This window comes from Mycolicibacterium fluoranthenivorans (genome assembly GCF_011758805.1).
Lineage (GTDB): Bacteria > Actinomycetota > Actinomycetes > Mycobacteriales > Mycobacteriaceae > Mycobacterium > Mycobacterium fluoranthenivorans.
The window spans coordinates 1070743-1095221 of sequence record NZ_JAANOW010000002.1 but is presented as its reverse complement, the minus strand read 5'-3'; the positions used below and the strand labels follow the sequence as shown (position 1 = coordinate 1095221).

General features: G+C 68.3%; 23 protein-coding genes. 5 read left to right on the top strand and 18 right to left on the bottom strand.

Annotation, left to right across the window (positions count from 1 at the left end):
• Positions 1–42: 42 nt before the first annotated feature.
• Genes FHU31_RS23215 through FHU31_RS23205 form a run of 3 tightly spaced genes read left to right on the top strand, consistent with a single transcriptional unit; the run spans position 43 to position 2179 of the window.
• Positions 43–807 (top strand): ABC transporter ATP-binding protein, encoded by a 765-nt coding sequence (locus FHU31_RS23215; protein ID WP_167162817.1) that lies wholly within the window; start codon positions 43–45, stop codon positions 805–807.
• Positions 741–1568 carry an ABC transporter permease gene (locus FHU31_RS23210; protein WP_167162815.1) on the top strand — a complete coding sequence of 276 codons (828 nt, stop codon included), beginning with the start codon at positions 741–743 and terminating at the stop codon, positions 1566–1568. Before FHU31_RS23215 ends, FHU31_RS23210 begins: the two co-directional genes overlap by 67 nt.
• Entirely contained in the window at positions 1565–2179 is a 615-nt protein-coding gene (locus tag FHU31_RS23205; RefSeq protein WP_167162813.1) for a TetR/AcrR family transcriptional regulator, read from the top strand. Before FHU31_RS23210 ends, FHU31_RS23205 begins: the two co-directional genes overlap by 4 nt.
• Here the strand turns inward: FHU31_RS23205 and FHU31_RS23200 are convergent.
• From FHU31_RS23200 to FHU31_RS23190, 3 genes are all read right to left on the bottom strand, one after another.
• Positions 2151–2366: a Trm112 family protein gene (locus FHU31_RS23200; protein WP_167162811.1), complete on the bottom strand. Its 216-nt coding sequence runs from the start codon at positions 2364–2366 to the stop codon at positions 2151–2153. The two genes, FHU31_RS23205 and FHU31_RS23200, sit on opposite strands and share 29 nt — an antisense overlap.
• A 7-nt stretch (positions 2367–2373) precedes the next feature.
• Positions 2374–2811 (bottom strand): hypothetical protein, encoded by a 438-nt coding sequence (locus FHU31_RS23195; RefSeq protein ID WP_167162809.1) that lies wholly within the window; start codon positions 2809–2811, stop codon positions 2374–2376.
• A 103-nt stretch (positions 2812–2914) separates the two neighbouring features.
• Positions 2915–5881 carry an acyl-CoA synthetase gene (locus FHU31_RS23190; protein WP_167162807.1) on the bottom strand — a complete coding sequence of 989 codons (2967 nt, stop codon included), beginning with the start codon at positions 5879–5881 and terminating at the stop codon, positions 2915–2917.
• Positions 5882–6012: 131 nt separating this feature from the next.
• Between FHU31_RS23190 and FHU31_RS23185 the strand changes: the two genes are divergently transcribed.
• Both FHU31_RS23185 and FHU31_RS23180 read left to right on the top strand, forming a co-directional pair.
• A complete protein-coding gene (locus FHU31_RS23185) occupies positions 6013–7800 on the top strand; it encodes an ABC-F family ATP-binding cassette domain-containing protein (RefSeq protein ID WP_167162805.1) in 1788 nt (595 codons plus the stop codon).
• A 30-nt stretch (positions 7801–7830) separates the two neighbouring features.
• Positions 7831–9147 carry a hypothetical protein gene (locus tag FHU31_RS23180; RefSeq protein WP_208411150.1) on the top strand — a complete coding sequence of 439 codons (1317 nt, stop codon included), beginning with the start codon at positions 7831–7833 and terminating at the stop codon, positions 9145–9147.
• Here FHU31_RS23180 and FHU31_RS23175 read toward each other — a convergent pair.
• From FHU31_RS23175 to FHU31_RS23105, 15 genes are all read right to left on the bottom strand, one after another.
• On the bottom strand, positions 9104–9568 hold the full coding sequence (locus FHU31_RS23175) for a hypothetical protein (RefSeq protein WP_167162803.1): 465 nt from the start codon (positions 9566–9568) through the stop codon (positions 9104–9106). The two genes, FHU31_RS23180 and FHU31_RS23175, sit on opposite strands and share 44 nt — an antisense overlap.
• On the bottom strand, positions 9565–10131 hold the full coding sequence (locus FHU31_RS23170) for a hypothetical protein (RefSeq protein ID WP_167162801.1): 567 nt from the start codon (positions 10129–10131) through the stop codon (positions 9565–9567). Before FHU31_RS23170 ends, FHU31_RS23175 begins: the two co-directional genes overlap by 4 nt.
• A complete protein-coding gene (locus FHU31_RS23165; RefSeq protein WP_167162799.1) occupies positions 10128–10733 on the bottom strand; it encodes a hypothetical protein in 606 nt (201 codons plus the stop codon). Before FHU31_RS23165 ends, FHU31_RS23170 begins: the two co-directional genes overlap by 4 nt.
• Positions 10734–10748: 15 nt before the next feature.
• Positions 10749–12158 (bottom strand): argininosuccinate lyase, encoded by a 1410-nt coding sequence (argH, locus tag FHU31_RS23160; protein WP_167162797.1) that lies wholly within the window; start codon positions 12156–12158, stop codon positions 10749–10751.
• On the bottom strand, positions 12159–13358 hold the full coding sequence (locus tag FHU31_RS23155) for an argininosuccinate synthase (RefSeq protein ID WP_167162796.1): 1200 nt from the start codon (positions 13356–13358) through the stop codon (positions 12159–12161).
• 29 nt (positions 13359–13387) lie between these two features.
• A complete protein-coding gene (locus FHU31_RS23150; protein WP_167162794.1) occupies positions 13388–13864 on the bottom strand; it encodes an arginine repressor in 477 nt (158 codons plus the stop codon).
• A 2-nt stretch (positions 13865–13866) separates the two neighbouring features.
• The gene (argF, locus tag FHU31_RS23145; RefSeq protein WP_167162792.1) at positions 13867–14802 is read right to left on the bottom strand and encodes an ornithine carbamoyltransferase; all 936 of its coding nucleotides are present in this window, start codon (positions 14800–14802) and stop codon (positions 13867–13869) included.
• Positions 14799–15980 carry an acetylornithine transaminase gene (locus FHU31_RS23140; protein ID WP_167162789.1) on the bottom strand — a complete coding sequence of 394 codons (1182 nt, stop codon included), beginning with the start codon at positions 15978–15980 and terminating at the stop codon, positions 14799–14801. Before FHU31_RS23140 ends, argF begins: the two co-directional genes overlap by 4 nt.
• Positions 15977–16858: an acetylglutamate kinase gene (argB, locus tag FHU31_RS23135; RefSeq protein ID WP_167162787.1), complete on the bottom strand. Its 882-nt coding sequence runs from the start codon at positions 16856–16858 to the stop codon at positions 15977–15979. The genes FHU31_RS23140 and argB overlap by 4 nt, the downstream gene beginning before the upstream one ends.
• A complete protein-coding gene (argJ, locus tag FHU31_RS23130; RefSeq protein ID WP_167162785.1) occupies positions 16855–18084 on the bottom strand; it encodes a bifunctional glutamate N-acetyltransferase/amino-acid acetyltransferase ArgJ in 1230 nt (409 codons plus the stop codon). The genes argB and argJ overlap by 4 nt, the downstream gene beginning before the upstream one ends.
• Entirely contained in the window at positions 18081–19112 is a 1032-nt protein-coding gene (gene argC, locus FHU31_RS23125; RefSeq protein WP_167162783.1) for an N-acetyl-gamma-glutamyl-phosphate reductase, read from the bottom strand. The genes argJ and argC overlap by 4 nt, the downstream gene beginning before the upstream one ends.
• Before the next feature lie 124 nt (positions 19113–19236).
• On the bottom strand, positions 19237–21723 hold the full coding sequence (pheT, locus tag FHU31_RS23120; RefSeq protein WP_167162781.1) for a phenylalanine--tRNA ligase subunit beta: 2487 nt from the start codon (positions 21721–21723) through the stop codon (positions 19237–19239).
• Positions 21723–22784: a phenylalanine--tRNA ligase subunit alpha gene (pheS, locus tag FHU31_RS23115; protein WP_167162779.1), complete on the bottom strand. Its 1062-nt coding sequence runs from the start codon at positions 22782–22784 to the stop codon at positions 21723–21725. Before pheS ends, pheT begins: the two co-directional genes overlap by 1 nt.
• Complete coding sequence (locus tag FHU31_RS23110; protein WP_208411149.1) at positions 22727–23533, bottom strand: rhomboid-like protein; 807 nt, start codon at positions 23531–23533, stop codon at positions 22727–22729. The genes pheS and FHU31_RS23110 overlap by 58 nt, the downstream gene beginning before the upstream one ends.
• Positions 23534–23536: 3 nt before the next feature.
• Positions 23537–24439, bottom strand: coding sequence for an adenylate/guanylate cyclase domain-containing protein (locus FHU31_RS23105; RefSeq protein WP_409371269.1), 903 nt, complete (start codon positions 24437–24439; stop codon positions 23537–23539).
• Between the last annotated feature and the right edge of the window lie 40 nt (positions 24440–24479).

Genomic DNA, 24479 nt, shown 5'->3' with positions numbered 1-24479 from the left:
GGCCCCTTGACAGCCCCACACCTCGGGCGCACTATTCATCACATGATGACTTCATCGAATGATGAATTAATTCGCGACCGTGCGGAGCCCGCGATCTCCGTCGAGAATCTGCAGGTCGTCCGCGGCGGCCGACCCGCGATCGTCGACCTGTCCGTGCAGATCGCCCGAGGCACCATCACCGGCCTGCTAGGACCGTCGGGCTGCGGGAAGACCACCCTGATGCGGGCCGTCGTCGGGACCCAGATCGTCGCCTCGGGCACTGTCACGGTGCTCGGCCGGCCCGCCGGCTCCGCCGACCTGCGCCGCCGCGTCGGCTATGTCACCCAGGACGCCACCATCTACCGCGACCTGCGGGTGATCGACAATGCCCGCTATTTCGCCGCCCTCTACGGTTGCGACGCGCAGGCAGCCGAGGACGCCATCGCCGCGGTGGGCCTGACCGATCACCGAACAGCCTTGTGCGACAGCCTGTCCGGCGGTCAGCGCACGCGGGTTTCACTGGCTTGTGCATTGGTGTCACGCCCGGACCTCCTGGTGCTGGATGAGCCCACCGTCGGCTTGGACCCGGTGCTGCGGGTCGACCTGTGGGAACAGTTCGACCACCTGGCCCGGGCCGGAACCACGCTGCTGGTGTCCAGCCACGTCATGGACGAAGCCGACCACTGCGGCGACCTACTGCTCATGCGCGAAGGCCGCCTCCTCGCCCACACCACGCCCACCCGATTGCGAGAGGACACAGGATGTTCGTCACTGGAGGAAGCGTTCCTGTCCGTCATCCGGCACACCACCGCAGCCGTCACAAGCTGAGCCCACAGGCCTACCTGGCCACCACCGGCAGGATCCTGCGCCAACTGGCCGGCGATCACCGCAGCGTGGCGATGATCGTCCTGGTGCCCACCTTGGTCATCACGTTGATGTACTTCATGTTCGACAATGTCGCGGGCGGTTCCCACCGCGCGGGCACGCCGTCGCCGTTCAACAACGCCTGCCTGATCATGCTCGGCGTCTTTCCCCTGATCGTGATGTTCCTGATCACCTCGATCACCATGCAACGCGAACGGGTGTCCGGCACGCTCGAGCGGATCCTGACCACCCCACTACGCCGGTTCGACCTGCTCGCCGCCTACGGGACGGCGTTCTCCATCGCGGCGGCCATCCAGGCCACCCTGGCCTGTGTCGTCGCGTTCTGGCTGCTGGGCTTCGACACCGCGGGCAGCCCGGCGCTGGTCTTCTTCATCGCCATCGTCAACGCGGTCCTCGGCGTGGGCCTGGGACTGCTGTGCAGCGCATTCGCCCGCACCGAATTCCAGGCGGTGCAATTCATGCCGGTGGTGATCGCGCCGCAGCTGCTGCTGTGCGGCATCGTTGTCCCCAGGGCGGCGTTGCCCGAGTGGCTGCAGTGGGTCAGCAACACGCTGCCCGCCAGCTACGCTCTGGAAGCACTGCAGCAGGTCGGCGCGTACAGCGAACCCACGGCGATCGCGCTCCGCGATATCACGGTGGTCATCGGTTTCGCGGTCGTCTCGCTCGCGTTGGCTGCGGCGACCCTGCGACGAAGGACTCCGTGACAGACCACACCGAGCGAAAACGCCCCGGACGACCGCCCGGTGCGTCGGATACCCGCGAGCGGATCCTGGAGCACGCCCGCGAACTGTTCTCCCGCAACGGATTCGACAAGACATCGATCCGGTCCATCGCGACCGCCGCCGGGGTGGACGGCGCGCTGGTGCACCACTACTACGGCACCAAGCAGCAATTGTTCGCCGCGGCCATCCACATTCCGATCGACCCGATGCAGGTGATCGGCCCGCTGCGCGAAACGCCGGTCGACGAGATCGGCCTGGTGCTGCCGACGCTGCTGTTGCCGCTGTGGGATTCCGAGATCGGCAAGGGCTTCATCGCCACCCTGCGGTCACTGCTCGGTGGTGCCGACGTCAGCCTGGTGCGCTCGTTCCTGCAGGAAGTGATCACCGTCGAGATCGGCTCCCGGGTGGACGACCCGCCCGGCTCCGGCGCCGTCCGTGTGCAGTTCGTGGCCTCCCAGCTGGTGGGAGTGGTGGTCGCACGCTACATCCTGGAGTTGGAGCCGTTCGCGTCGCTGTCACCCGAGTCGATCGCCAAGACGATCGCACCGAATCTGCAGCGCTACCTCACTGGGGAACTGCCGAGCCTGAGCTGACCAGACGGTCGTGCTCGGCGTCCTCGGTCACCGCAACGGCCTCATCGATCAGCAGCACGGGGATGTCATCGACGATCGGGTACACGCGGCGCAACCTGGGGTTGTACAGGCCTTCGCCGGCGACGTACAGCAGCGGGCCGTGATCCTCGGGGCAGACCAGGATGCTCAGAAGTCTGGAGTCGAGCACGACGTCGCTATCCGCCGCCCAGCGGCGGGCCACTGATGCTGAAGCCACCCAGAATGCCGCTGTTGGTCGGATCGTAGGTGTTGATGCCGATGGTGGTCGGGTTCGACGGCGCCTGGGTGCGGGCCTGTGTCTTGCGCTGGAAATCGACCGTGGCCTTCAACGCGCTGATCAGCGGCGTCTGATTCGGCCGCCGGTCCAGGCCGTCCTTGAGGTCTGCATAGTTACCCCGCGACGGCATGAACCCCAGGGCCCGAAGCTTGAGCGCATCGTGGATGAGGTTGGAGACCTGGCCGCCGCCCGCCCCGGTGTCGTACTCCGCGGCGATGTCGTCGAGGACGTCGGCGCTGGCGACACCGGATCCGAAGGCGGCCATCAGGCCGGTGGCCACGGCGATGCCTGCGATGGCGCGGCGCCAACCGTTCGGCCGTGAAACTTCCGGTGCCATTGATCCTCCACTGCGTTTCGACGTCACGGGGAGCCTAACAGCGCCGCCGCTACCGGGCACGGGGCTCGTGGTCACGCCGGGTCGCTCCGTCCCTGACCCGCCGTCACAAGTCCCCAAGCTCAGCACGCACCGCCGCCGTCAGACGCTTGTACTGACTCGTATCGGCGTCGAAATACCAACTGTTACGCGACGCCTTCGGGATCCCCGCCGCACGCAGCGGGCCGACCAGCGGACGATAGGACGCACTGAGGGTCAGGTCCGGCGTCACGTACACGATGTCCGGGCCCACACCGACGGGCAACGCCGCCAGCGCCTCGGACACCTCCGCGCTCGGCACGCTGCCGCCGGGACGCAACGTCACCGCCGTCACTGCAAGGATGCGGCCGGCAGACTCCAGGCTGTAGGTGACCGACAGGTCGACCGCGCCGACGCGGCTGACGGCGTCGTTGACCGCAGCGGTGAACACGGGTCCGCGTTCGGTGCGGATGACCGCGCTGCGGTTGTCGACCAGCCAGTAGTCACCGTCCTCGTCGCGGCGGAACAGCGATTCGGTGGACACCCAGGTGTCCGCCGGCGCGAAGACACCCCGCTTGACCGGAGCGGTCGGGTCGACCGGGCCACGTGGTTGCGCGAGCAGCACACCCACCTCGTTGACCTGCGCCAGCCGCACGAACCCGTGCTCGTCCTCCAGGATGATGTCGTCATCGGCGTCATAGGCGGCCAGTTGCACCCGGCCACCGCCCGGCAGCGGCCTGCCCTTGCTGCCGTACTTGACGCCCGACACATTGGCCAGCACGGCCTGCCCGTCGGTGGTGGCGAAGAACTCCACCACATGCGCCGGATCGAAGACCTCGACCACCCGCCGCCAGAGACCCGTCGGCATGCCGGATCCGATGAACAGCCGCACCGGGTGATTACCGGACAGCACGAACGACGGATCATCGATGACCTCACCCAGCATCGCCCAGGTGTAGGACACCACCGTCACGCCGTACTGACGGATCTCGTGCAGGAACCGGTCGGGTGTCAGCCCCCGGGACAGGGCGATACGCGCCCCGCCCACCACGGCGCCGCCCAGGCTGACCAGCAGCCCCGACTGGTGATGCAACGGGGTCAGGCAGTACACGGTGTCGCGGTTGCCCAGATTGGCCGCCGAGGCCGTGCCGAACGCCGACAACGCCCACCGGAAGTTGGTGATCTGACGGGGCACCAATTCGCCGCCGGCGCTGGCGAACGCCACAAAGGCCAGGTCGCGGGCGAATCCGGGGTTGGGTCGATACCACCCCGGCAGCTCGACTTGATCGGGATCGATCTTCTCCATATCGGTGACGTCCGCGTCCCCCTGCAGATTCAGGTCACGCGATTCACCGCCGCCGAGGACCAGCACCCGGATGCCCAGCCCGCGGGCCACCTCGAGGTTGCCCGGGTCAGCGAGCACATCGGCGATCCCGCCCAGGCGCACCACCTCGTGCAGGTCGGCATCCGGTGGGATCAGCACGGCCACCGCACCGAGCCGGGACAGCGCGGCGATGGCGACCAACGCGCTGGGGCGGGTGTCCATCAGCAAGCCGACCCGCACACCCTGCCGGATACCGACCCCGATCAGGCCGCGCACCACGTTGTTGACGCGACGGTCCACCGCTTCGTAGGTGTGCACGCGGCCGTCGAACAACAGGAACTCGCCGTCGGGATTGTTCATGGCCTGTTCGGACATGATCCGGCCCAGCGAGATCCGGGTGTGGTCGTTCACCTGCCCCAGACGCGCCAGCCTGGGCAGCGTGCGTGCGGTCTCGACGGCCAGCGTGCGTGCCGATTTCTGCGCTGCCACAACGGCATCCGCGGCGGTGCGGGCCAGGCCGAACGCCACCTCGGTCGCCGCCGCGGTACCTGCGGCCACCCGGGAGGCGAACGGGACACCACTGTCCGTCGCCGCGGTCTCCGACCGGACCGCCATCGGCACCACACCGTCGGGCAGCGCCCCGGCGCCGCCGCGCCATTTGACCCACGCGGCGACCGTCGGCCACGACTGAACGGCCGCCTTGGAACCTACGACGAGACCGAAATGTCCAGTCCTGATCAGATATTCGTACACATCGGCCTTGGGCGCGGCGCGCTTGATACCGCGTACCGAGGCCGGCTGGCCGATATCGTCGACCTCACCGACCACCGCGAGGATCGGGCAGTCGATATCGGCAAGGGTCACCAGATCCCCACGCACGGAGAACCCACCGGACATCATCCGGTTGTGCGCGATGAACTGCTTGAGCAGTTCGGAGATCGCCGGTCCCGACCAGGCGATCCAGCCCTCGGAGTCCAAGAAGCGTCGCTGCTGTTCCCGCGGTAACAGCGCCTCACGGTCATGCAACTGGCGCAGGAAGTCCAGCCGGGCCTGCGCGGTCTTCAGCGGATCCAGCATCTGGAAACCGGTGCGCGCCAACCACCCTGGAATGTCGATACGGGAGAAGACGTGGTCGGCCATGAAGTTCGCCGCCACCGCCCCCATGTTCGGGGGGATACCCATCGGCAGCGCGGCCAGGGTGTCCACCGGCGAACCGAAGGTGATGATGCTCGCCAGGTCCTTGGCGCGGCGGTAGGCCGCGGTCTGGTAGCAGAACATCCCGCCCTGGGAGTAGCCGATCAGATGGACGTCGTGCCCGGTCACTCGTTTGACGGTGTCGACGGCCTCGCTCAGCGCCACCACGTGGTCGGCGAGGTTGCGCTGCATCCCGCCCTCGACCTGGTCGGGTGACCCGAAGTCGATGACCCAGGGATCGAGTCCCGAGGCGTGCAGGATCCCTGCGGCGCCGTCGGCGCGGGTCACGTCCCACATATCGGCCGACATCATCATCGGGTGCACCATGAGCACCGGCGCACCGGGCGCCGCCGCACCCGGACGGCTGTCCGGCGGAAAATAACGGCGCAGCTTGTACATCGGGACGCTCTCGACGATCTGGTACGGCGACGGCACCGCGCCGGTCTCCAAGCCGCCGTAGCGGAGCACCTCGATCCCGTTCTGGGCGGTGGCCAGAAAACGGCCGACCGGTCCGGTGATCAACGAGAAATCGACCAACGCCCGCTCCCCTACGTATCACGAGTCCAATCCCCCGATTGCCCCGACATCATGGCACAGCAACAGCTGCCGGCCACCGCGAATATGGTCGGTGAATGGACGTCGCGAGGTCCGCCTAGCCTTAGGGGGACATGGCGCATCTTCTCGGGGCAGAAGCCCTCCACCTCGAATACCCGACCAAGGTCGTCTTCGACTCCGTCTCCCTCGGCGTGAACGAGGGCGACCGGATCGGAATCGTCGGCCGAAACGGCGACGGCAAATCCAGCTTGCTGGCCATGCTGGCCGGCCGGGTGAAGCCGGACGGCGGCCGGGTCACGGTGCGCGGCGGCGTGCGCATCGGCGTCCTCGACCAGGCCGACACGCTGGACCCCACCGACACCGTCGGGCACGCGGTGGTCGGCGATACGCCCGAGCACGAATGGGCGGGCGATCCGCGCGGGCGGGATGTGATCGCCGGCCTGCTCAGCGACCTGGACTGGCACGCGGTGCTGGGCACCCTGTCCGGCGGGCAACGCCGCCGGGTGGCGCTGGCCAGGCTGCTGGCCGGCGATGACGACGTCCTGGCACTCGACGAGCCGACCAACCATCTCGACGTGGAGGGCATCACCTGGCTGGCCGAGCACCTGAAACGGCGCTGGAGCCCCAACGCCGGCGGACTCCTGGTGGTCACCCACGACCGCTGGTTCCTCGACGAAGTGTGCACGGTGACGTGGGAGGTGCACGACCGGATCGTGGAGCCGTTCGACGGCGGCTACGCGGCCTACATCCTCCAGCGGGTCGAGCGGGACCGCCAAGCCGCCACCATCGAGGAGCGGCGGCAGAACCTGGCCCGCAAGGAGCTGGCCTGGCTGCGCCGTGGCGCACCGGCGCGCACGTCGAAACCGAAATTCCGGATCGACGCCGCCAACGCCCTGATCGCCGATGTCCCGGAGATCCGCGACAAAGTGGCGCTGCAGTCGCTTGCCGTGACGCGACTGGGCAAACAGGTGATCGACCTGCTCGATGCGTCGGTGAGCTACAACGGGCGCGAGGTGCTGCACGGCGTCGAATGGCTCATCGCGCCGGGTGAGCGCACCGGCATCCTCGGCGTCAACGGAGCGGGTAAGTCGACGCTGCTCGGCCTGGTCGACGGTTCGGTGCAGCCGACCGAGGGCCGGGTGAAGCGCGGTAAGACGGTGAAGGTCGCGACGCTGACCCAGGGTGTGGACAAGCTGGCCGGACACCTCGACGACCCGGTCCGGGTGGTGCTGACCCAGCTGGCCAGCACCTACACCTTCGGATCGGGCTCCAAGGCCCAGGAACTCACGCCCAGCCAACTGCTGGAACGCCTCGGCTTCGCCAGCGCCCAACTGTCCACCCCGATCAAGGACCTCTCCGGCGGCCAGCAGCGCCGGCTGCAGTTTCTGCTCATCCTGTTGGAGCAGCCCAACGTGCTGATCCTCGACGAGCCGACCAACGACCTGGACACCGACATGCTGGCCGCGATGGAGGACCTGCTGGACTCCTGGCCCGGCACGCTGATCGTCGTCAGCCACGACCGGTACTTCCTGGAACGGGTCACCGATCAGCAGTACGGGATCCTCGGTGGCCGGTTGCGGCACCTGCCCGGCGGCGTGGACGAATACCTCCGGTTGCGCGCCTCGCATGCCGCCCAGACCGGCCCCGCGCCGACCAAACCCGTTGCCCAGGAAGGGCTCTCCGGTGCCGATCTGCGGGCCGCGCAGAAGGAAGTGGCCTCGATCGAACGCAGGCTGGAGAAGCTGACCGGACAGATCGACACAGCTCACCAGCGCCTTGCCGAACACGATCAAGGCGATTTCGAAGGGCTGCAGGGGCTTAGCGGCAAGCTTCGCGACCTGGAGACCGAGGTCGCCGAACTCGAGGAGAAATGGCTGGAGCTGACCGAGATGCTGGGCTGAGTCTCGCAGTGCCCCGGTTACGATGACCCGGTGCGCTACTTGCTGATGCCGGTGACGCTGTTCGTCCGTCACTTTCCACAGCTGGTGGCCTGTTATCTGCTCGGCTACCTCGGCCGTACCGCCGCCATCGAGTGGGCGGCGTGGGCCGGGTACGACAACGACCTCTGGGCGTCGCTCATCATGCCGCTGGCCGGTATGGCGCGGCTCGGCTCCTATGTGGGCATGTTCCTGGTGCTGCGCAGCGGCATCCCCGCACTCGCTGCGCTGCCACCGCGCCCGTCCCGTCAGATCGACGTGTTCGCCACCATCATCGTGCCGTTCTTCGCGATCTATCTGGCGTGGCAGATGTTCCGCGAGGACTGGCTGTCCTTCGAGTATCGCGGCTTGTATTACAAGCTCGGCGCGATGTCTCCGTCGAGCGGTCCGGTCGAGTTACATCCGGAGCTGCTGCCGGTAGGCACGGTCACCATCGTGATCATCGTCGCCGCACTGGTAGCCCGATTCCTGTTCGGCCGGTTGAAGGACAAGATGCCGGCCTGGCTGCTGCCCGTACGCGTGTATCTCGACACGCTGTGGGTGTTCCTGGTGCTCACCTTCTCGGCGAGTCACGGCGTGACGTTCCTGATCAATCCGTCGGCATGGGTGTCCGAACGACGGATCATCGTGTGGTTCAACGACACCCGCGAAGGTGTGTTCTCGCACTTCCACCCGCTGGAGGCGGCGTGGGACGGCGCGATGTGGGCGCTGAGAACCGTATTCGGCGGTGCGGCGGTACCGCTCATCTGGCTCGCCGTCGCGTGCATCGTCTACGGCGCCACAGTCAAGCCCGACTGGCACGCCGCCGCCCGGCGCGTCGGCGGGGACCGGATCGGCAGGTGGCTCGAGCGTTCGGAGACCGCCCGGACACAGCTGAGCAGCGGGTGGAAACGCGTTCCCGGCAAGGTGCGTACCGAGGTCCGCGAGCAGATCACCGGACAGCTCGGCAAGTTCAAACCCATCACCGACTCGGCCCACGTCATCGCCGCCGGCGGTATCTTCGCGGTGTCGCTGTACGTGCTGGCCTATCTGAGCCTGGCCTGGCTGGACATGTCGGGCAGCTTCTTCCGGGCACAACTGGGATCGGGATACCTGTTACGCGGAATGGCCTGGCTGCTCGGCCCCCACGACATCACATTCTGGTACGGCACGTGGGATCTGCTGGCGCTGATCTCGCACTCGATCATCGAGCCGCTGCGGATCTGTCTGATCGCGACCACGCTGGCCTGGTGTCTGGACCGCAGCGCCGCGGCGACAGCTGCACGGCCTACAGCCGAAGCCGAAGCAGAATCGAGAAATCCGGTTTCCTGAGGTCGACCGCCTTCGGCTCGGCGCTCGCCGGAATCAGAAAACTCCACTCCATCGACGTCGCCGGCCCGCACGGAGCCCCCGCGATGGCGCGCCAGGACCGGTCACCGTCGACGAGATAACCGGTACAAGGAATCCCGTCGGCCGGCGATCCCGACCGTTCGACGACGACATTCATCCGGACGGTGCCGCTGGGCACGGGGGCGCCGGACCCGAGCTGCGTCGTCGACCTGCTGACATTACGGACCGACCAGGTCAGCCCGTCGACCTCGATCGGTTGATGCGCGGCGGCGACGTGTGCCGGCCGCACGGTGCGCTCGTAGTCCCCCCATGCCGGCAGGAGGGTGAACCAGGTGATCGCCGTCAGCGTTACGGCTGCCACACCCGTTCCGATGAGATTGCGCTGCCAGAGCCTGCCGGTCATGTGCCGACCTGCGTTCCCGGCGGGATTTGGATGAGGTCGGTGCGCTGCACCCGCGAATCATCAAGACCGATGGTGAAGACCAGCCGGGAGTCCTGCCGTCCGTCGCCGGTCCACGCGCGCACGGTGATGTCGCCGCGCCCCGGCGCCACGAGTTCGGCGGGCACGTCGAAGACCCACGACCCGCGCACGGTGATACCGGGAGCCAACGAGCCGGCGAGCGGCATGAATCCGAGGCGCTGGGTGAGCGCATACGTGTTCGGCCCGACGAGCAGCTGGACGGTCGGCACCTCGTCGGTGCGGGTCGTCATCGCCTCGCCGTCCACCGCCACCCAGGTGCTCACCGCGTCGACCAGGATCGGACGATACTGCTGCTTGCGGATCCGTGGGCCGATGCGCACGCCGGTGACCTGCGCCGTGAGGGTCCGGCCGGTGGCCTGTTGTCCCATCCCGGCGTCGACGTCGAAGGGGGCGTACACGTCGTCAGGGGCCGGCAAGTTGTGCCACATCCACGCCGCGGCCGCCACAACCACGGCGGTGGCCAGGGCGTAGAGCGCCCGCATCACGGCCGGCCTCCGACCGGGACGGTCAATTCACCGTAGTCGTTGCCCAGAATCCAGCCCTGCCCGGCGGTCACGTTCAGCCTCCGCATTTCTTTCCAGACCCGGACGGGCAACTGGCTGCCGACCGACAGCGCGGTCTCCGGCAGCTGCCACAGCAGCACGATCTGGTCGGTGAGACCGGGACCGAGCCGCCCTGCGATCGTGCCGTCTGCCACCCGCATCGGCGCCAGCACTCTGGCCCGCGGCTGATCGACCAGTTGCACCGGCTTGTCCACCACGCCGGGCAGCGTGCCGATGTTGTGGGCGGTGACCACCAGACCGAGATAGCGGCTACCCGGTTGCGCGGGGAACAGCAGCCGGTTACCGGCCCGCACCTCGTTCACCAGCGTGGCGCGCTGCACCGTCATCTCGAACTCGCCGGTGTTGAACTGCTCGCCGGGTTTGAGCTCGGTGACCTGCTTGTTCACCGTGTCCAGCCCACCGAACGCAGCGGTGCCCGCGAGCACCACGATCAGCCCGGCCCGCCGCCACTGTGTGACACCCCAGCCCGAAAGCCACCGCCGGACACGCCCGATGACGGTCACGGTGCTCCCCCCGGGCTCCATGGCTGCCGATGATACCTAGCGCAGCCGGACCCTCAGCTGGTCGAGTGCGTCACGCACCCCGCCCAGTTGCTTGGCCACCTGGACGGGCGCGGTACCGCCGCGGGCATCGCGGGAGTCGACCGAGCCGGCGATGGTCAGCACCTCACGCACCTGCGCGGTCAGCCCGGGATGGATGCCGGCGAGTTCGTCGTCGGCGAGTTCCTCCAGGCCCACCCCGCGCGCCTCGGCCGCTTTGACCGCCGCGCCGGCGGCCTCGTGTGCGACGCGGAACGGGATGCCCTGGCGCACCATCCATTCGGCGATATCGGTGGCCAGCGTGTAGCCCAGCGGAGCGAGTTGCGCCATCCGGTCGGTGTCGAAGGTCAGGGTGCCGACCAGTCCGGCCATCGCCGGCAGCAGCAGCTGCAGCTGCGCCACCGAGTCGAACACCGGCTCCTTGTCTTCCTGCAGATCGCGGTTGTAGGCCAGCGGCTGCGCCTTCAGGGTGGCCAGCAGGCCGGTCAGGTTGCCGATCAGGCGGCCGGACTTGCCGCGGGCCAACTCGGCGATATCGGGGTTCTTCTTCTGCGGCATGATCGAGCTGCCCGTCGACCAGGAGTCGTGCAGCTTGGCATAACCGAATTCCGTTGTGCTCCAGAGGATGATGTCCTCGGACAGCCGGGACAGATCCACCGCGATCATCGCGAACACGAACGCCGCCTCGGCGGCGAAATCGCGGGATGCGGTCGCGTCGATCGAATTGTCCGCCGCCGAGGCGAATCCGAGCTCCGCGGCGATCGCGTCGGGATCGAGCCCCAGCGACGAACCCGCCAGTGCCCCGGAACCGTACGGGGACACCGCTGCCCGCTTGTCCAGATCGACGAGCCGGTCGGCGTCGCGCAGCAGGGGGTGGGCGTGCGCCAGCAGGTGATGAGCCAGCAGCACCGGCTGCGCGGACTGCAGATGCGTCTTGCCCGGCATGATCGCCGTCGGGTGCGTGGCAGCCTGGGTGGCCAGCGCGGCCGCCACGTCGAGCACACCGTCACCGACGGTCTTGATGGCGTCGCGCAGCCACATCCGGAACAGCGTGGCCACCTGGTCGTTTCGCGACCGTCCGGCCCGCAGCCGGCCACCGAGTTCGGGACCGACCCGGTCGATCAGGCCGCGTTCCAGCGCGCCGTGCACATCCTCATCGGTGGGCAGCGGACCGAAGCTGCCGTCCGCGACGTCTTCACCGAGGCTGTCCAGGCCGGCCAGCAGGCCGTCGCGCTGCTCATCGGTGAGCAGCCCGGCGCGGTGCAGCACCCGGGCGTGCGCCTTGGAGGCGGTCACGTCATAGGGTGCGAGCACCCAGTCGAAGTGTGTCGACTTGCTCAGCGCGGCAAGGGCTTCCGAGGGGCCGTCGGCGAACCGGCCACCCCATAAGGACCCCTCGTTGGTGCTCATCTACAGACCGAGGTCGCGCTTGGCCGAGATCTTGCTGGACAGACCGTGCACGTGCACGAAACCCTTGGCCGACGACTGGTCGAAGCTGTCGCCCTCGTCGTAGGTGGCCAGATTGAAGTCGTACAGCGAGGTGGGGCTGCGCCGGCCGTTGACGGCGATGTGCCCGCCGTGCAGCACCAGCCGGATCTCGCCGGTCACATGTTCCTGGGTGTGCGCGACGAACGACTCCAGGGCCCGCTTGAGCGGCGAGTACCAGAGGCCGTCGTAGACCAGCTCGCCCCACTTCTGGTCGGTGCCGCGCTTGTAGCGGCCCAGTTCGCGTTCCAGGGTGACGTGCTCGAGTTCGGTGTGCGCGGTGATCAGGACCATGGCGCCAGGCGCCTCATAGATCTCGCGACTCTTGATGCCGACGAGGCGATCCTCGACCACGTCGAGTCGGCCGACACCCTGGGCACCGGCACGCCGGTTCAGCTCGACGATGGCCTCCAACACGGTGACCGGGCGGCCGTCGATGGACACCGGCACACCCTTCTCGAAGCCGACGATCACCTCGTCGGGGGTGCTCCAGTTGAGCGTCGGGTCCTCGGTGTAGTCGTAGACATCCTTGGTCGGCGCGTTCCAGAGGTGCTCCAGGAAGCCGGTCTCCACCGCGCGGCCCCACACGTTCTGGTCGATCGAGAACGGGGACCGCTTGGTGACGTTGATCGGGATGGCGTTCTCCTCGGCGAAGGCGATGGCCTTTTCCCTGGTCCACGCGTAGTCACGCACCGGGGCCAGCACCTGCAGGTCAGGAGCCAGCGAGGCGAAGCCGACCTCGAACCGGACCTGGTCGTTGCCCTTGCCGGTGCAGCCGTGTGCGACGGTGCCGCCCTTGTGCTCCCGGGCGGCGGCGACCAGGTGCTTGACGATCAGCGGCCGGCTGATGGCCGACACCAGCGGGTAGCGGTCCATGTAGAGCGCATTGGACTGGATCGTCGGCAGGCAGTACTCGTCGGCGAACTCGTCGCGGGCGTCGACGACGACGGCCTCGACGGCCCCGCAGTCGAGGGCACGCTGCCGGACCACGTCCATGTCTTCGCCGCCCTGGCCGAGGTCGATGGCCACGGCCACGACCTCACGGCCGGTCTCCTTGCCGATCCAGCTGATCGCGACCGAGGTGTCCAGACCGCCGGAATACGCCAGGATGACGCGTTCGGACATTCGTTGATCTCCCTTTTTTCTCTGAACTGCTATTTCAAGTTTTGGAACATGGTCGCGAGCTCGGCGCCGGTCATCGGCTCACGCGCTATCACGAAGATGGTGTCATCACCGGCGATGGTGCCGACAACCTGGGGCAACGACGCCCGGTCGATGGCACTGGCCAGGTAGTGCGCCGCGCCCGGCGGTGTGCGCAGTACGGCGATGTTCGCGCTGGCGTCGGTGGACACCAGAAGTTCGCCGAGCAGCTTCGTCACCCGCTCGGTGCCACCGGATACCCCACGCACCGGGCTGCCGTCCTCAGGCACGACGTATACGCCGACCCCACCGTCGGCGCCGCGCAGTTTCACCGCGCCGAGCTCCTCCAGATCGCGCGACAGGGTGGCCTGGGTGACGTCGATCCCCTCCTCGGCCAGCAAGGCCGCGAGTTCGGTCTGGCTACTGATCGGATTCGACGACAGCAGCGTGACGATGCGGGCCTGTCGTCCGACGCGGGTCGGCGAGCTCATGGTCAGGAACGCTCCAACAGCCACACCAGCAGCGCTTTCTGCGCGTGCAGCCGGTTCTCCGCCTCGTCGAACACCGCGCTCTGCGGACCGTCGATCACCTCGTCGGTGATCTCGTGTCCGCGGTGCGCCGGAAGGCAATGCAGCACCACCGCATCCGGGTCGGCGAGCTTGACCAGCTCGTTGTTGACCTGGAACGGGCGGAACGGGCGTACCCGGTCCAGGCCGTCGTTCTCCTGACCCATCGACGTCCAGGTGTCGGTCACCAGGACGTCGATCCCCTCGGCGGCGGCCTTCGGGTCGCTGCTGAGGGTGACGGTCGCCCCGGTCTCGGCGGCGCGGCGTCTGGCGGCGTCGACGAACTGCGGATGCGGTTCGAAACCGGCGGGCGCGGCGATCGTCACGCTGATACCGGCCGTGACACCGCCCAGCATCAGCGAATGTGCCATGTTGTTCGCGCCGTCGCCGAAGTAGGTCAGCTTCAGCCCTTTGAGGGCGGATATCCCGCCCTTGCGTTCGGCCAGCGTCTGCAGATCGGCCAGCACCTGGCAGGGATGGAACTCGTCGGAGAGCGCATTGACAATCGGGACGGAGGCACCACTCGCCATGGCGGTCAGGCGTTCCTGGGCAAAAGTGCGCCACACGATGGCATCGACATAGCGCGACAGCACCACCCCGGTGTCCTCGAGGGTTTCCTCGCGCCCCAGCTGGGTGCTGCGCCCATCGACCACCACGGCGTGTCCGCCCAGTTGCGCGATCCCCATTTCGAAGGAGAACCGGGTGCGGGTGGAGTTCTTCTCGAAGATGACGGCCACCCCACGGGGGCCCTCCAGTGGGCGCTTGCTGAACGGCGCCTTCTTGAGTTCGGCGGCCAGGGCCAGCACCTCGGCCTGTTCGGCCGGGCTCAGGTCGTCATCGCGGAGGAAATGTCGCAGTGTCATGAGGCGTCCAGTATCGCGGGCAGGGCAGTGAGGAACTGTTCGATCTGCGCTTCGGTGATGATCAGCGGTGGGGCCAGCCGGATCACATCGGGTGCGGCGGCGTTCACCAGGAAGCCGGCGTCGCGTGCGCTTGCCTCGACGCCCTTGGCGCTGGGTGCGGTGAGCACGATGCCCTGCAGCAGGCCCTTGCCCCGGACGTGGTCGACGAGCGGATGGCCCAGTTCTTCGATCCCGTGGCTGATGGTCTTACCCAGCACTCCGGCTTTGGCGACGAGATCCTCGTCGGCCAGGGCCTTGAGCACACCCAGGGCCGCCGCGGTGCACACCGGGTTACCGCCGAAGGTGCTGCCGTGCAGGCCCGGGGTGAGCAGGTCGCCGGTCGCACCGAGGGCCAGGCAGGCACCGATCGGCAGGCCGCCGCCCAGGCCCTTGGCCAGGGTGACGATGTCGGGGGTGATGCCGTCGTGTTGATGCGCGTAGAAGGCGCCGGTACGCCCGACACCTGTCTGCACCTCGTCGAGCACCAGCAGCGCACCGTGTTTCGCGGTGATCTCACGCGCCTTGACCAGGTAGCCGGCCGGCGGAACGACAACGCCGCCCTCCCCCATGATCGGTTCGAGGAACACCGCCGCGGTGCGGTCATCCACGGCCCGCGCGAGCGCCTCGGCATCGCCGTACGGCACGTGGGTGACATTTCCGGGCAGCGGCTCGAACGGCGCCTGCTTGGCCGGCTGGCCGGTCAAGGCCAGCGAGCCCATGGTGCGGCCATGGAAAGCGCCTTCAGCGGCAACGATATTCGTCCGCCCGGTCAGCCGGGTGATCTTGAAGGCGACCTCGTTGGCCTCGGTGCCCGAGTTGCAGAAGAACACCCGCGCAGGATGGCCGAGGTGGTCGACGAGTTTCTCGGCGAGCGCGATTCCCGGCTCGGTGGCATACAGATTCGAGGTGTGGCCCAACGTGTTGAGCTGCGTGGTGACGGCGTCGATGACGGCCCGGTGGCGATGGCCGAGCAGGTTCACCGCGATCCCGCCGAGCAGGTCCAGGTAGGACTTGCCGTCGACGTCGGTGACCACCGCGCCCTCCCCGCTGGCCAGTGCCAGCGGCGGGGTGCCGTAGTTGTTCATCATCACCGCTTCCCAGCGGGTTTGGAGACTGAGTTGATTCGCCAAGTCGCTCATGAGCCGACCACCTTCGTACCGGTCCCTTCGTCGGTGAAAAGTTCTACGAGCACGCAATGTTCGACGCGGCCATCAATCACGTGGGCGCTCGGCACGCCGTTGCTGACCGCGCGCAGGCAGGCCTCGATCTTGGGCACCATGCCCGACTCCAGGGTCGGCAGCAGTTGCGTCAGTGTGGCGGTGTCGATCTCGCTGACCAGTGAGGTGCGGTCGGGCCAGTCGGTGTAGAGGCCTTCGACATCGGTGAGCATGAGCAGCTTCTCGGCGCCCAGCGCTTCGGCGACCGCGGCGGCTGCGGTGTCGGCGTTGATGTTGTGCACCACACCGTCCTTGTCCGGTGCGATGGTGGAGATCACCGGAATCCGGCCGGCGGCAATCAGATCGAGCACCGCCGCGGCGTTGACCTGCTCGACGTCACCGACCAGTCCGATATCGGTCGGCACGCCGTCGACCAGTACGCTGCGCCGCACCGCGGTGAGCAGGTGGGCATCCTCACCGGTGATCCCGACGGCGTACGGGCCGTGGGCGTTGATCAGCCCGACCAGTTCGCGGCCGACCTGACCGAACAGCACCATCCGGGCCACATCGAGCACTTCCGGTGTGGTGACCCGGAATCCGCCCTTGAACTCGCCGTCGATACCGAGCTTCTTGAGCATGGCGCTGATCTGCGGACCCCCGCCGTGCACGACGACCGGGTGCACACCGCAGTTGCGCAGGAAGACCATATCGGCGGCGAAGGCGGCCTTGAGGGTGTCGTCGGTCATGGCGTTGCCGCCGTACTTGACGACGACGATCTTGCCGTTGAGCTGCTTGAGCCACGGCAGTGCTTCGGCCAACACCTGGGCTTTGGTGCTGGTGGACGTGGTCCCGGTACTCACGACGAGTAGGCCGAGTTCTCTTCGACGTACCCGTGCGACAGATCGGTGGTCCTGACCGACGCGGTATCGGTGCCCACGGCGAGGTCGATGACGACCTCGATATCCGCGCCGGACAGATCGGCCTCGCGGGCACCGGGGGCACCGGCCCCGTCGATGCACACCGGATAACCGTTGAACGACACACTGATCCGCTGCGGATCCAGCTTCACCGGCGCAATGCCGACGGCGGCCAGCACCCGGCCCCAGTTCGGATCCGAGCCGAACAGCGCGGTCTTGACCAGACTGTCGCGGGCCACCGCGCGGGCGGCCACCAGCGCATCGTCCTCGCCGGCGGCGCCCTGGACCGTGATGGTGACCCGCTTGGTGACACCCTCGGCGTCGGCCTGCAGCTGGGCGCACAGATCGTCGCACACGGCGAACACCGCGTCGTCGAGATCGTCCTGGCTGGGCGCGATCTCGCTGGCGCCGGAGGCCAACAGCAGCACGGTGTCGTTCGTCGAGCAGCTACCGTCGACGTCGAGGCGGTCGAAAGTCCTTGCGGCGGCGCGCCGGAGCGCGGTATCCAGCGATTTCGCGTCGGCAACCGCGTCGGTGGTGATCACCACCAGCATGGTGGCCAGCGACGGGGCGAGCATGCCCGCACCCTTGGCCATGCCGCCGACGGTCCAGTCTCCGGGGTGATGCAGCGCGACCTGCTTGGGCACGGTGTCGGTCGTCATGATGGCCCGCGCGGCCTCTTCGCCACCGGTGAGTCCACCGGCCATCTCGTGCACGATCTCGGTGACCCCGGCCAGCACCTTCTCCATCGGCAGCCGGTCGCCGATGAGGCCGGTCGAGCACACCGCCACCTCGATGGCGCCGGTCTCGGTCCCCCAGTCGGACAGCGCCGCGGCGAGCGCCTCCGCGGTGGCGTGGGTGTCCTGGAATCCCAGCGGGCCGGTGCAGGCGTTGGCGCCGCCGGAGTTCAGAATGACCGCGCGCAACCGCCCGGTGGTGAGCACCTGTTGAGACCACTGCACGGGCGCGGCCTTGATCTGGTTGCGGGTGAACACTCCCGCGGCGCCGTGATCAGGACCTTCGTTGAACACCAGCGCCAAGTCCAGCGCGCCGGATGCCTTGATACCGGCCGAGATTCCGGTGGCCCGGAACCCCGCGGGGGCGGTGACGCCCTGAGTACGGACGAGTTTCCCTTCCCGGGTCGCGTCGTTCTTGCCCTCGGCGCTCACGGTGCCACTCCCACGATGGACAGTCCTTCTGTTTCGGGCCAGCCGAGGGCCAGGTTCATCGATTGCACGGCGGCACCTCCGGTGCCCTTGGTCAGGTTGTCGATCGCGCAGATCGCCACCAGGGTTTTGGCGTCTTCGTCCACCGCGACGGCCAGCTGAGCGGCGTTGCTGCCGATCACCGAACCGGTCTTGGGCAGCTGCCCCTCCGGCAGCAGGTGGATGAAAGGTTCATCGTCATAGGCCTTTTCATAGGCGGCACGGATCTCACCGGCAGTCGCGGCGGTGCGCGCGGTGCAGGTGGCCAGGATGCCGCGCGCCGTGGGGATGAGCACCGGGGTGAACGACACGGTGACGTCCTTGTCGGTGACCTTGCGCAGACCCTGCGCGATCTCCGGGGTGTGCCGGTGCTTGCCCGCGATGTTGTAGGCCCGCGCCGACCCGATGACCTCGGAGCCGAGCAGGTCCACCTTGGCGGCCTTGCCGGCTCCCGACGTGCCACTCACGGCCACGACGGTGACATTCGGATCCACCAGGTCCGCGGCGACGGCGGGCAGCAGCGCCAACAGCGCCGCCGTCGGGTAGCAGCCGGGCACGGCGATCCGGGTGGCCCCGTTGAGCGATTCCCGGTTACCGGGCAGCTCGGGCAGGCCGTAGGGCCAGGTACCGGCATGCGCGGAACCGTAGAACCGCTCCCAGTCGGCGGCGTCGGTGAGCCGGAAATCGGCACCACAGTCGATGATCACGGTGTCGCCGAGCTGTTCGGCCAACGCCGCCGAATGTCCGTGCGGCAGTCCGAGGAACACCACGTCATGGCCGGCGAGCACGGCGGCGTCGGTGGGCTCCAGCACCCGCCCGGCCAGCGGCAGCAGATGCGGGTGATGCTCGGCCAGGGTGCTGCCTGCACTCGCCGCCGCCGTCAGAGCACCGATGGTCAGACGCCCGTCGGCGTATGCGGGGTGGCCCAGCAACAGCCGCAGGATCTCCCCGCCCGCATAGCCGCTGGCACCGGCGACAGCTACCGAAGTCATGCCTCGATCTTTGCATTGTTATGCAGTTGATTGCAAACTCATTAATCATCGGCGTCGAGATCGACGATATGGTGGCCTCCACCTGGCACTTTCCCGCCCGATTGATCAATTGGGCGGGAGGGGGTCAGGCGCGCTGGGTGGCTCCGACCTGTTCAGCGGCGGCCGCCACCGCGGCATCGCGTGCCGCGCTGGCCTCATCCTCGGTCAGGGTCCGATCGGCGGCTCGGAACCGCAGCGCCAGCGTCAACGACTTGCGCCCCTCCCCGATCTGCGGGCCGGTGTATACGTCGAACAACCGGACATCCTCCAGCAGCTCGCCGGCCCCGGCACGCACCACGTCGACGACCGCTTGGGCCTCGACCTCCGCGGCGACGATGAGGCTGATGTCTTGGAACACCGCCGGGAACGGCGATACCGACGGGGCGGGCAGTCGCTCCACGATCGGGATCGCGTCCAGATCCAATTCCACCGCGCAGGTGCCCGCCGGCAATCCGGCGCGCTCGACCACCGCCGGGTGCAGTTGCCCCGCGAAGCCGACGGATGTCTCCCCGGCGAAGACCTCGGCGCAACGGCCCGGATGCCACGGCAGCTCTTGGGCGGCCCGCAGGGTCAGTTCGGTTCCGACCGCACGGCCGATCACCCGCACCGCCTCGAACGCGTCGGCGGCCTCGACCTTACGGCCGGCACCCCAGGGCCCGGCCGGCTCGCGCAGTCCGGTGAGCACCACACCGACATGTTCGGGCTGTCGCGGTAGCGATGCGTCCAGCCCGGCGATCTCCTCCTCGGTCGGCCGCCGGTCTGTCGGGATGCGCTGCACCGCGCGGGTGTCGGCGGTGGGCAGCACCACTTCGGCGATGGCGAACAGCGCGGCGTCGACCGCGCCGCGGGACACGTTGCGCACCAGGGCTTCCAGCAGTCCGGGCAACAGCGTGGTGGCCAGATGCGGACGGTCGGCTTCCAGTGGATTGAGCACTGTCGTGGTGTTCCGGCGCGGATCGTCGGGTCCCAGTCCCCAGGTGTCGAACACCCCGGCCGGCAGGAACGGGGTCGGCAACACCTCGACGTAGCCGTTGAGTGCCAACGACTTCCCGACGGCACGACGGCGCTTCTGCACCGGTGTCAGGCCACGACCGGCGGGCGCGTGCGGCAGCACCGACGGGATGAGGTCGAGCCCTTCCAGGCGCAGCACCTCCTCCACCAGGTCCGCAGGCTCCCGCAGATCGGGACGCCAGCTCGGCGGGATCGCGGTGATCACCCCGTCGGCCACCGACACCTCGGCACCGATCTGGGCGAGGCGCCGTGGTGTCACGCCCTCGGCGTAGGTGATCCCGGCGGTGCGATCGGGCAGGTCGATCGGCATGCTCACCGGCGGACGCGTCCAGTCGGTGCGCGGCGGATCGCCACGCCAGTCCGTCAGCTTGGGTTGTACTGTGCCACCGGCTATCTCGACAAGCAGAGCGGCGCAACGATCCAAGGCGGCTACCGAAATGGCCGGATCCACGGTCCGCTCGTAACGGCGTCCGGCCTCACTGGAGAGGCGCAACCGGCGCTGGGTGCGTGACACCGCGGCTGGATCCCACACCGCGGCTTCGAGCAGCACGTCGGTGGTGGAGTCCCGGACCTCGGTGGTGCCGGCACCCATCACGCCACCGATCGCAGCGGTCGCCACATCGTCGACGATCAGCACGTCACCGGCGTTCAGCGTGCGGGTCACATCGTCGAGCGTGACCACCTGCTCGCCCTCTTCGGCGAAGCGCACGTTGAATGCACCGTTGATCAGGGACTGGTCATGGGCGTGCATCGGGTGCCCGATCTCGAGCATCACGTAGTTGGTGACGTCGACGGCGGGCGAGATGGCCCGGATACCGGACAGCAGTAGCCGGCGCTGCAGCCACCACGGCGACACCGCGGCGGGATCGATCCCGGTGACCGGCCGCAGCCCGAACCGCTGTACCCCAGTACCGGGTTGCACGGTCAGCGGCCAGGCCTCCCCCTCGACCGGCAGGGCCGGGATATCGGCGGGGTCGACGAAGTCCAGATCCAAAGCGCACGCGATATCGCGTGCCATACCGCGGATTGACAGGCAGTAGCCGCGGTCCGGGGTGATGGCCAGGTTGAACACCACGTCGTCCAGGCCCAGCACCTCGATACCGGAGGCTCCCGGCTCGGCGGTGCCCGGCGGCAGCACGATGATCCCGGACTGCTCGGCACCAAGGTTCAGTTCGGCGGCCGAACAGATCATGCCGTCGGAGGTACGGCCGTAGGTCTTGCGCTGGGCGATGCGGAAATCGCCCGGCAACACCGTGCCGGGCAGCGCCACGACCACCAGGTCACCGACCGCGAAATTGCGTGCGCCGCAGACGATATCGCGTGGCTCTTGTTCGCCGACATTGACCTTGCAGGCCCGGATGGGTTTCTTGAACTCGGTGAGTTCCTCGATCTCGACGACCCGGCCCACGGTCAGCGGACCGGTGACCGGCCCCAGCGGAAGGATCTCCTCGACCTCGTGGCCGATACGGACCAACGTCGCTTCGAGCTCGTCGACGCTGCTGTCCCAGCCCGGCGCGCCGGCCCGGATCACGTCACGGAGCCAGCTGTAGGGAATACGCATCAGGCGCCCACTCCGAACGGCAGGGAGAACCGCACGTCACCCTCCACCATGTCGCGCATATCGGGAATTCCGTTGCGGAACTGCAGGGTTCGCTCCAATCCCATACCGAAGGCAAAGCCCGAATACTCAGCCGGGTCGATACCGCAGGCGCGCAGCACATTCGGGTTCACCATGCCGCAGCCACCCCATTCCACCCAGCCGGGCCCGCCCTTCTTGTTCTCGAACCACACGTCGACCTCGGCCGAGGGCTCGGTGAACGGGAAGAAGTGCGGCCGGAACCGGGTGCGTCCCGCAGGTCCGAACTCGGCGCGTGCCAGCGCGTCCAGCGTGCCGCGCAGGTGCGCCATGGTCAGGCCCTTGTCCACCGCCAGCCCCTCCACCTGGTGGAACACCGGGGTGTGGGTGGCGTCCAGCTCGTCGGTACGGAAGGTCCGGCCCAGCGAGATGATGTACACCGGCAGGTCGCGCTCCAGCAAGGCGCGGATCTGCACCGGGGAGGTGTGGGTGCGCAGCACCTGACGCGAGCCGTCCGGGGCTATCTGGAAGGTGTCCTGCTCGCTGCGGGCCGGGTGATCCGGCGGGAAGTTCAGCGCGTCGAAGTTGAACTGCTCGGTCTCCACCTCAGGACCCTCGGCCAGCTCCCAGCCCATCGCCACGAACGTGTCCGCGATGCGCTCGGTCAGCAGGGTGATGGGATGTCGCGCCCCGACCGGCTGCCGAGTGGACGGCAAGGTGACGTCGATGCGCTCGGCGACCAGCACCGCCGCGTCGCGTTCGGCGCGCAGCTGCGCCAGCCGGTCGTCGAAGGCCTGTTGCGCCTGTGTCCTGGCGACGTTGACCCGCTTACCAGCGTCGGCACGTTCAGTCTTCGGCAAGGCACCCAGGGCCTGCCTTGCCAGTGCGATCGGAGAGCGGTCGCCGAGGTGTTCGGTCTTGGCTCGGGCGAGTGCGTCCAGGTCGACGGCAGCGTCGAACGCCGCACGGGCCGCATCGACAGCGTCGGTCAGAGCTTCTTCCGAGAGGTCACTGGGCTCGCCTTGCCGGTCAGTCTGGACAGCCACCCGGCGATCATAGCGACGGACCCACGCTGTCCCGCCGCCAGCGCTGCCCCGGCCGCGATGATGCTCGCCACAACGGCGGTGCCCGCCGGCGCGGAAGCAGCCACGACCAGGTAACCGAACGCCGATCCCACGGTCAGCAGCGCCAGCCGGGGCCCGGTCCACAGACCCGGGGCGCCGAAGCGCGACGACACCAGCATGCCGAGGGTGAGGGCCACCACATGCCCGGCGTCGGTGAAGTCGTGGGTGCTGAGGGCCACGACAGCGCCGAGAGTGAGCCACCAGCACACCCACGCCGGGCGGTGGCGTGACGGGATCGCCGCCGTCAGCATGCCCAGCACACCCATGGCGCCGTAACTCATGCCGACGTCGGAGACCCGGGTGATCGAATGCGCAACCCAGTCCTCGCGCACGGCCAGAGCCAGCGCCGCCGCGATCACCAGGGTGGCACCGATGTGGGCGACCAGGAAGGTCAGCACGAGTGTGCGGCTGCGCCAGAGCAGCTCGGCCACCGCGAGCAGGCACACCAGACCGGGCAGCCACAATGCCATTCCGTCGTTGTCGACGACGAAGGCGCTGCCGAGCAGCGTCCCGATGCGGCCGTGCGCCAGGTTGTGCAGATTGGTACTCGCGTACCTGATCACCCGGTCGTGGACGGCGGGCCCCGCCGCCGCGAGCACCGCGGCGACGGCCACCAGCGCGGCGGCGTAGCCAATGGTCACCCGTAGTCCCGACACCCATTTCACCGGCATGGGCTACCCACCCGCCGCGGTATCGTCGTCGGAATCCTCGCCCGGGTCTGCGGCGCGGGACCGCACCCAGTACATCTGCAGATCCTCGGGTACCCCGCTCGGCCTCGCGGCGAACAGTGGCTTGCGCACGCGCTTGGCAGCCAGCCGCATGGCTTCGAAGTCCTCGTCGGAGATGCCGTCCAGGGTCGACTGGGACACCACCAGCCCGCCCTTGGTGGCCCGCTCCATCACCCGGGAGGCGATGTTGACGTCCACCCCCAGCCAGTCCGAGCCGATGCGCTGCGGGCGGCCGGTGTGGATACCGGCCCGCATTGTCGGCGTGTAACCGTCCACCTCGACGCTGCCCGCCGCATCCAGGGCGGTCAACACGGCCCGCACCGCGGGCACCGGGTTCCGGAACACCACCATGGCGCCGTCGCCCATCCGTTTCACGATATGTCCGCCGGCGGCCAGCAGCGGGGGCTCCACCACGGAGGTGACGCGGCGCAGCAGTCGCAGCGTGGCATCGTCACCGGCACGCAGCGACCAGTCCGAGAAGCCGACGAGGTCGGTGAAGACCAGCGTGACCTCGCGATAAGCGGGCCGCCCCGAGACACGTTCGGTGAGCGCCTGCCACACCTGCAGCGCGCCGAGGCTGACCTCGCGGGAGGCGGCGTCGCGCTCGAGCAGACGGTCCGCGGCCCGGGCCGCGGCTCGCGGGCCGCCGACACCGGCAGCCGAGAGCGGATCGCCGAAATCGGGATCGCCGGGCAGCGCTCGGCGCATCCGCTTGATCAGCGCGATCACCCCAGGGTGATGGTTGGTGTCCTTGAGCCATTCCAGCGGCCCGCCCAACGCACCCACCGGTGTCGGGAATTCGACCGCTTCGATGCCGCCGGACGGTCCGTCCAACGGTTCAGCATCCACAGCGCCACGATAGGTGGCACCGCCGGTAGCGGCAATCATG

Bases quoted from the DNA above. Each gene is read 5' to 3' on its own strand.
- FHU31_RS23175 (WP_167162803.1), bottom strand. From the start codon at position 9,568: ATGACCGGCAGGCTCTGGCAGCGCAATCTCATCGGAACGGGTGTGGCA.
- FHU31_RS23165 (WP_167162799.1), bottom strand. From the start codon at position 10,733: ATGGAGCCCGGGGGGAGCACCGTGACCGTCATCGGGCGTGTCCGGCGG.
- FHU31_RS23195 (WP_167162809.1), bottom strand. From the start codon at position 2,811: ATGGCACCGGAAGTTTCACGGCCGAACGGTTGGCGCCGCGCCATCGCA.
- FHU31_RS23210 (WP_167162815.1), top strand. From the start codon at position 741: ATGTTCGTCACTGGAGGAAGCGTTCCTGTCCGTCATCCGGCACACCAC.
- FHU31_RS23155 (WP_167162796.1), bottom strand. From the start codon at position 13,358: ATGTCCGAACGCGTCATCCTGGCGTATTCCGGCGGTCTGGACACCTCG.
- FHU31_RS23215 (WP_167162817.1), top strand. From the start codon at position 43: ATGATGACTTCATCGAATGATGAATTAATTCGCGACCGTGCGGAGCCC.
- FHU31_RS23185 (WP_167162805.1), top strand. From the start codon at position 6,013: ATGGCGCATCTTCTCGGGGCAGAAGCCCTCCACCTCGAATACCCGACC.
- pheT (WP_167162781.1), bottom strand. From the start codon at position 21,723: ATGCGTATTCCCTACAGCTGGCTCCGTGACGTGATCCGGGCCGGCGCG.
- FHU31_RS23150 (WP_167162794.1), bottom strand. From the start codon at position 13,864: ATGAGCTCGCCGACCCGCGTCGGACGACAGGCCCGCATCGTCACGCTG.
- FHU31_RS23140 (WP_167162789.1), bottom strand. From the start codon at position 15,980: ATGAGCGACTTGGCGAATCAACTCAGTCTCCAAACCCGCTGGGAAGCG.
- FHU31_RS23110 (WP_208411149.1), bottom strand. From the start codon at position 23,533: ATGCCGGTGAAATGGGTGTCGGGACTACGGGTGACCATTGGCTACGCC.
- argH (WP_167162797.1), bottom strand. From the start codon at position 12,158: ATGAGCACCAACGAGGGGTCCTTATGGGGTGGCCGGTTCGCCGACGGC.
- argC (WP_167162783.1), bottom strand. From the start codon at position 19,112: ATGACTTCGGTAGCTGTCGCCGGTGCCAGCGGCTATGCGGGCGGGGAG.
- argF (WP_167162792.1), bottom strand. From the start codon at position 14,802: ATGACACTGCGACATTTCCTCCGCGATGACGACCTGAGCCCGGCCGAA.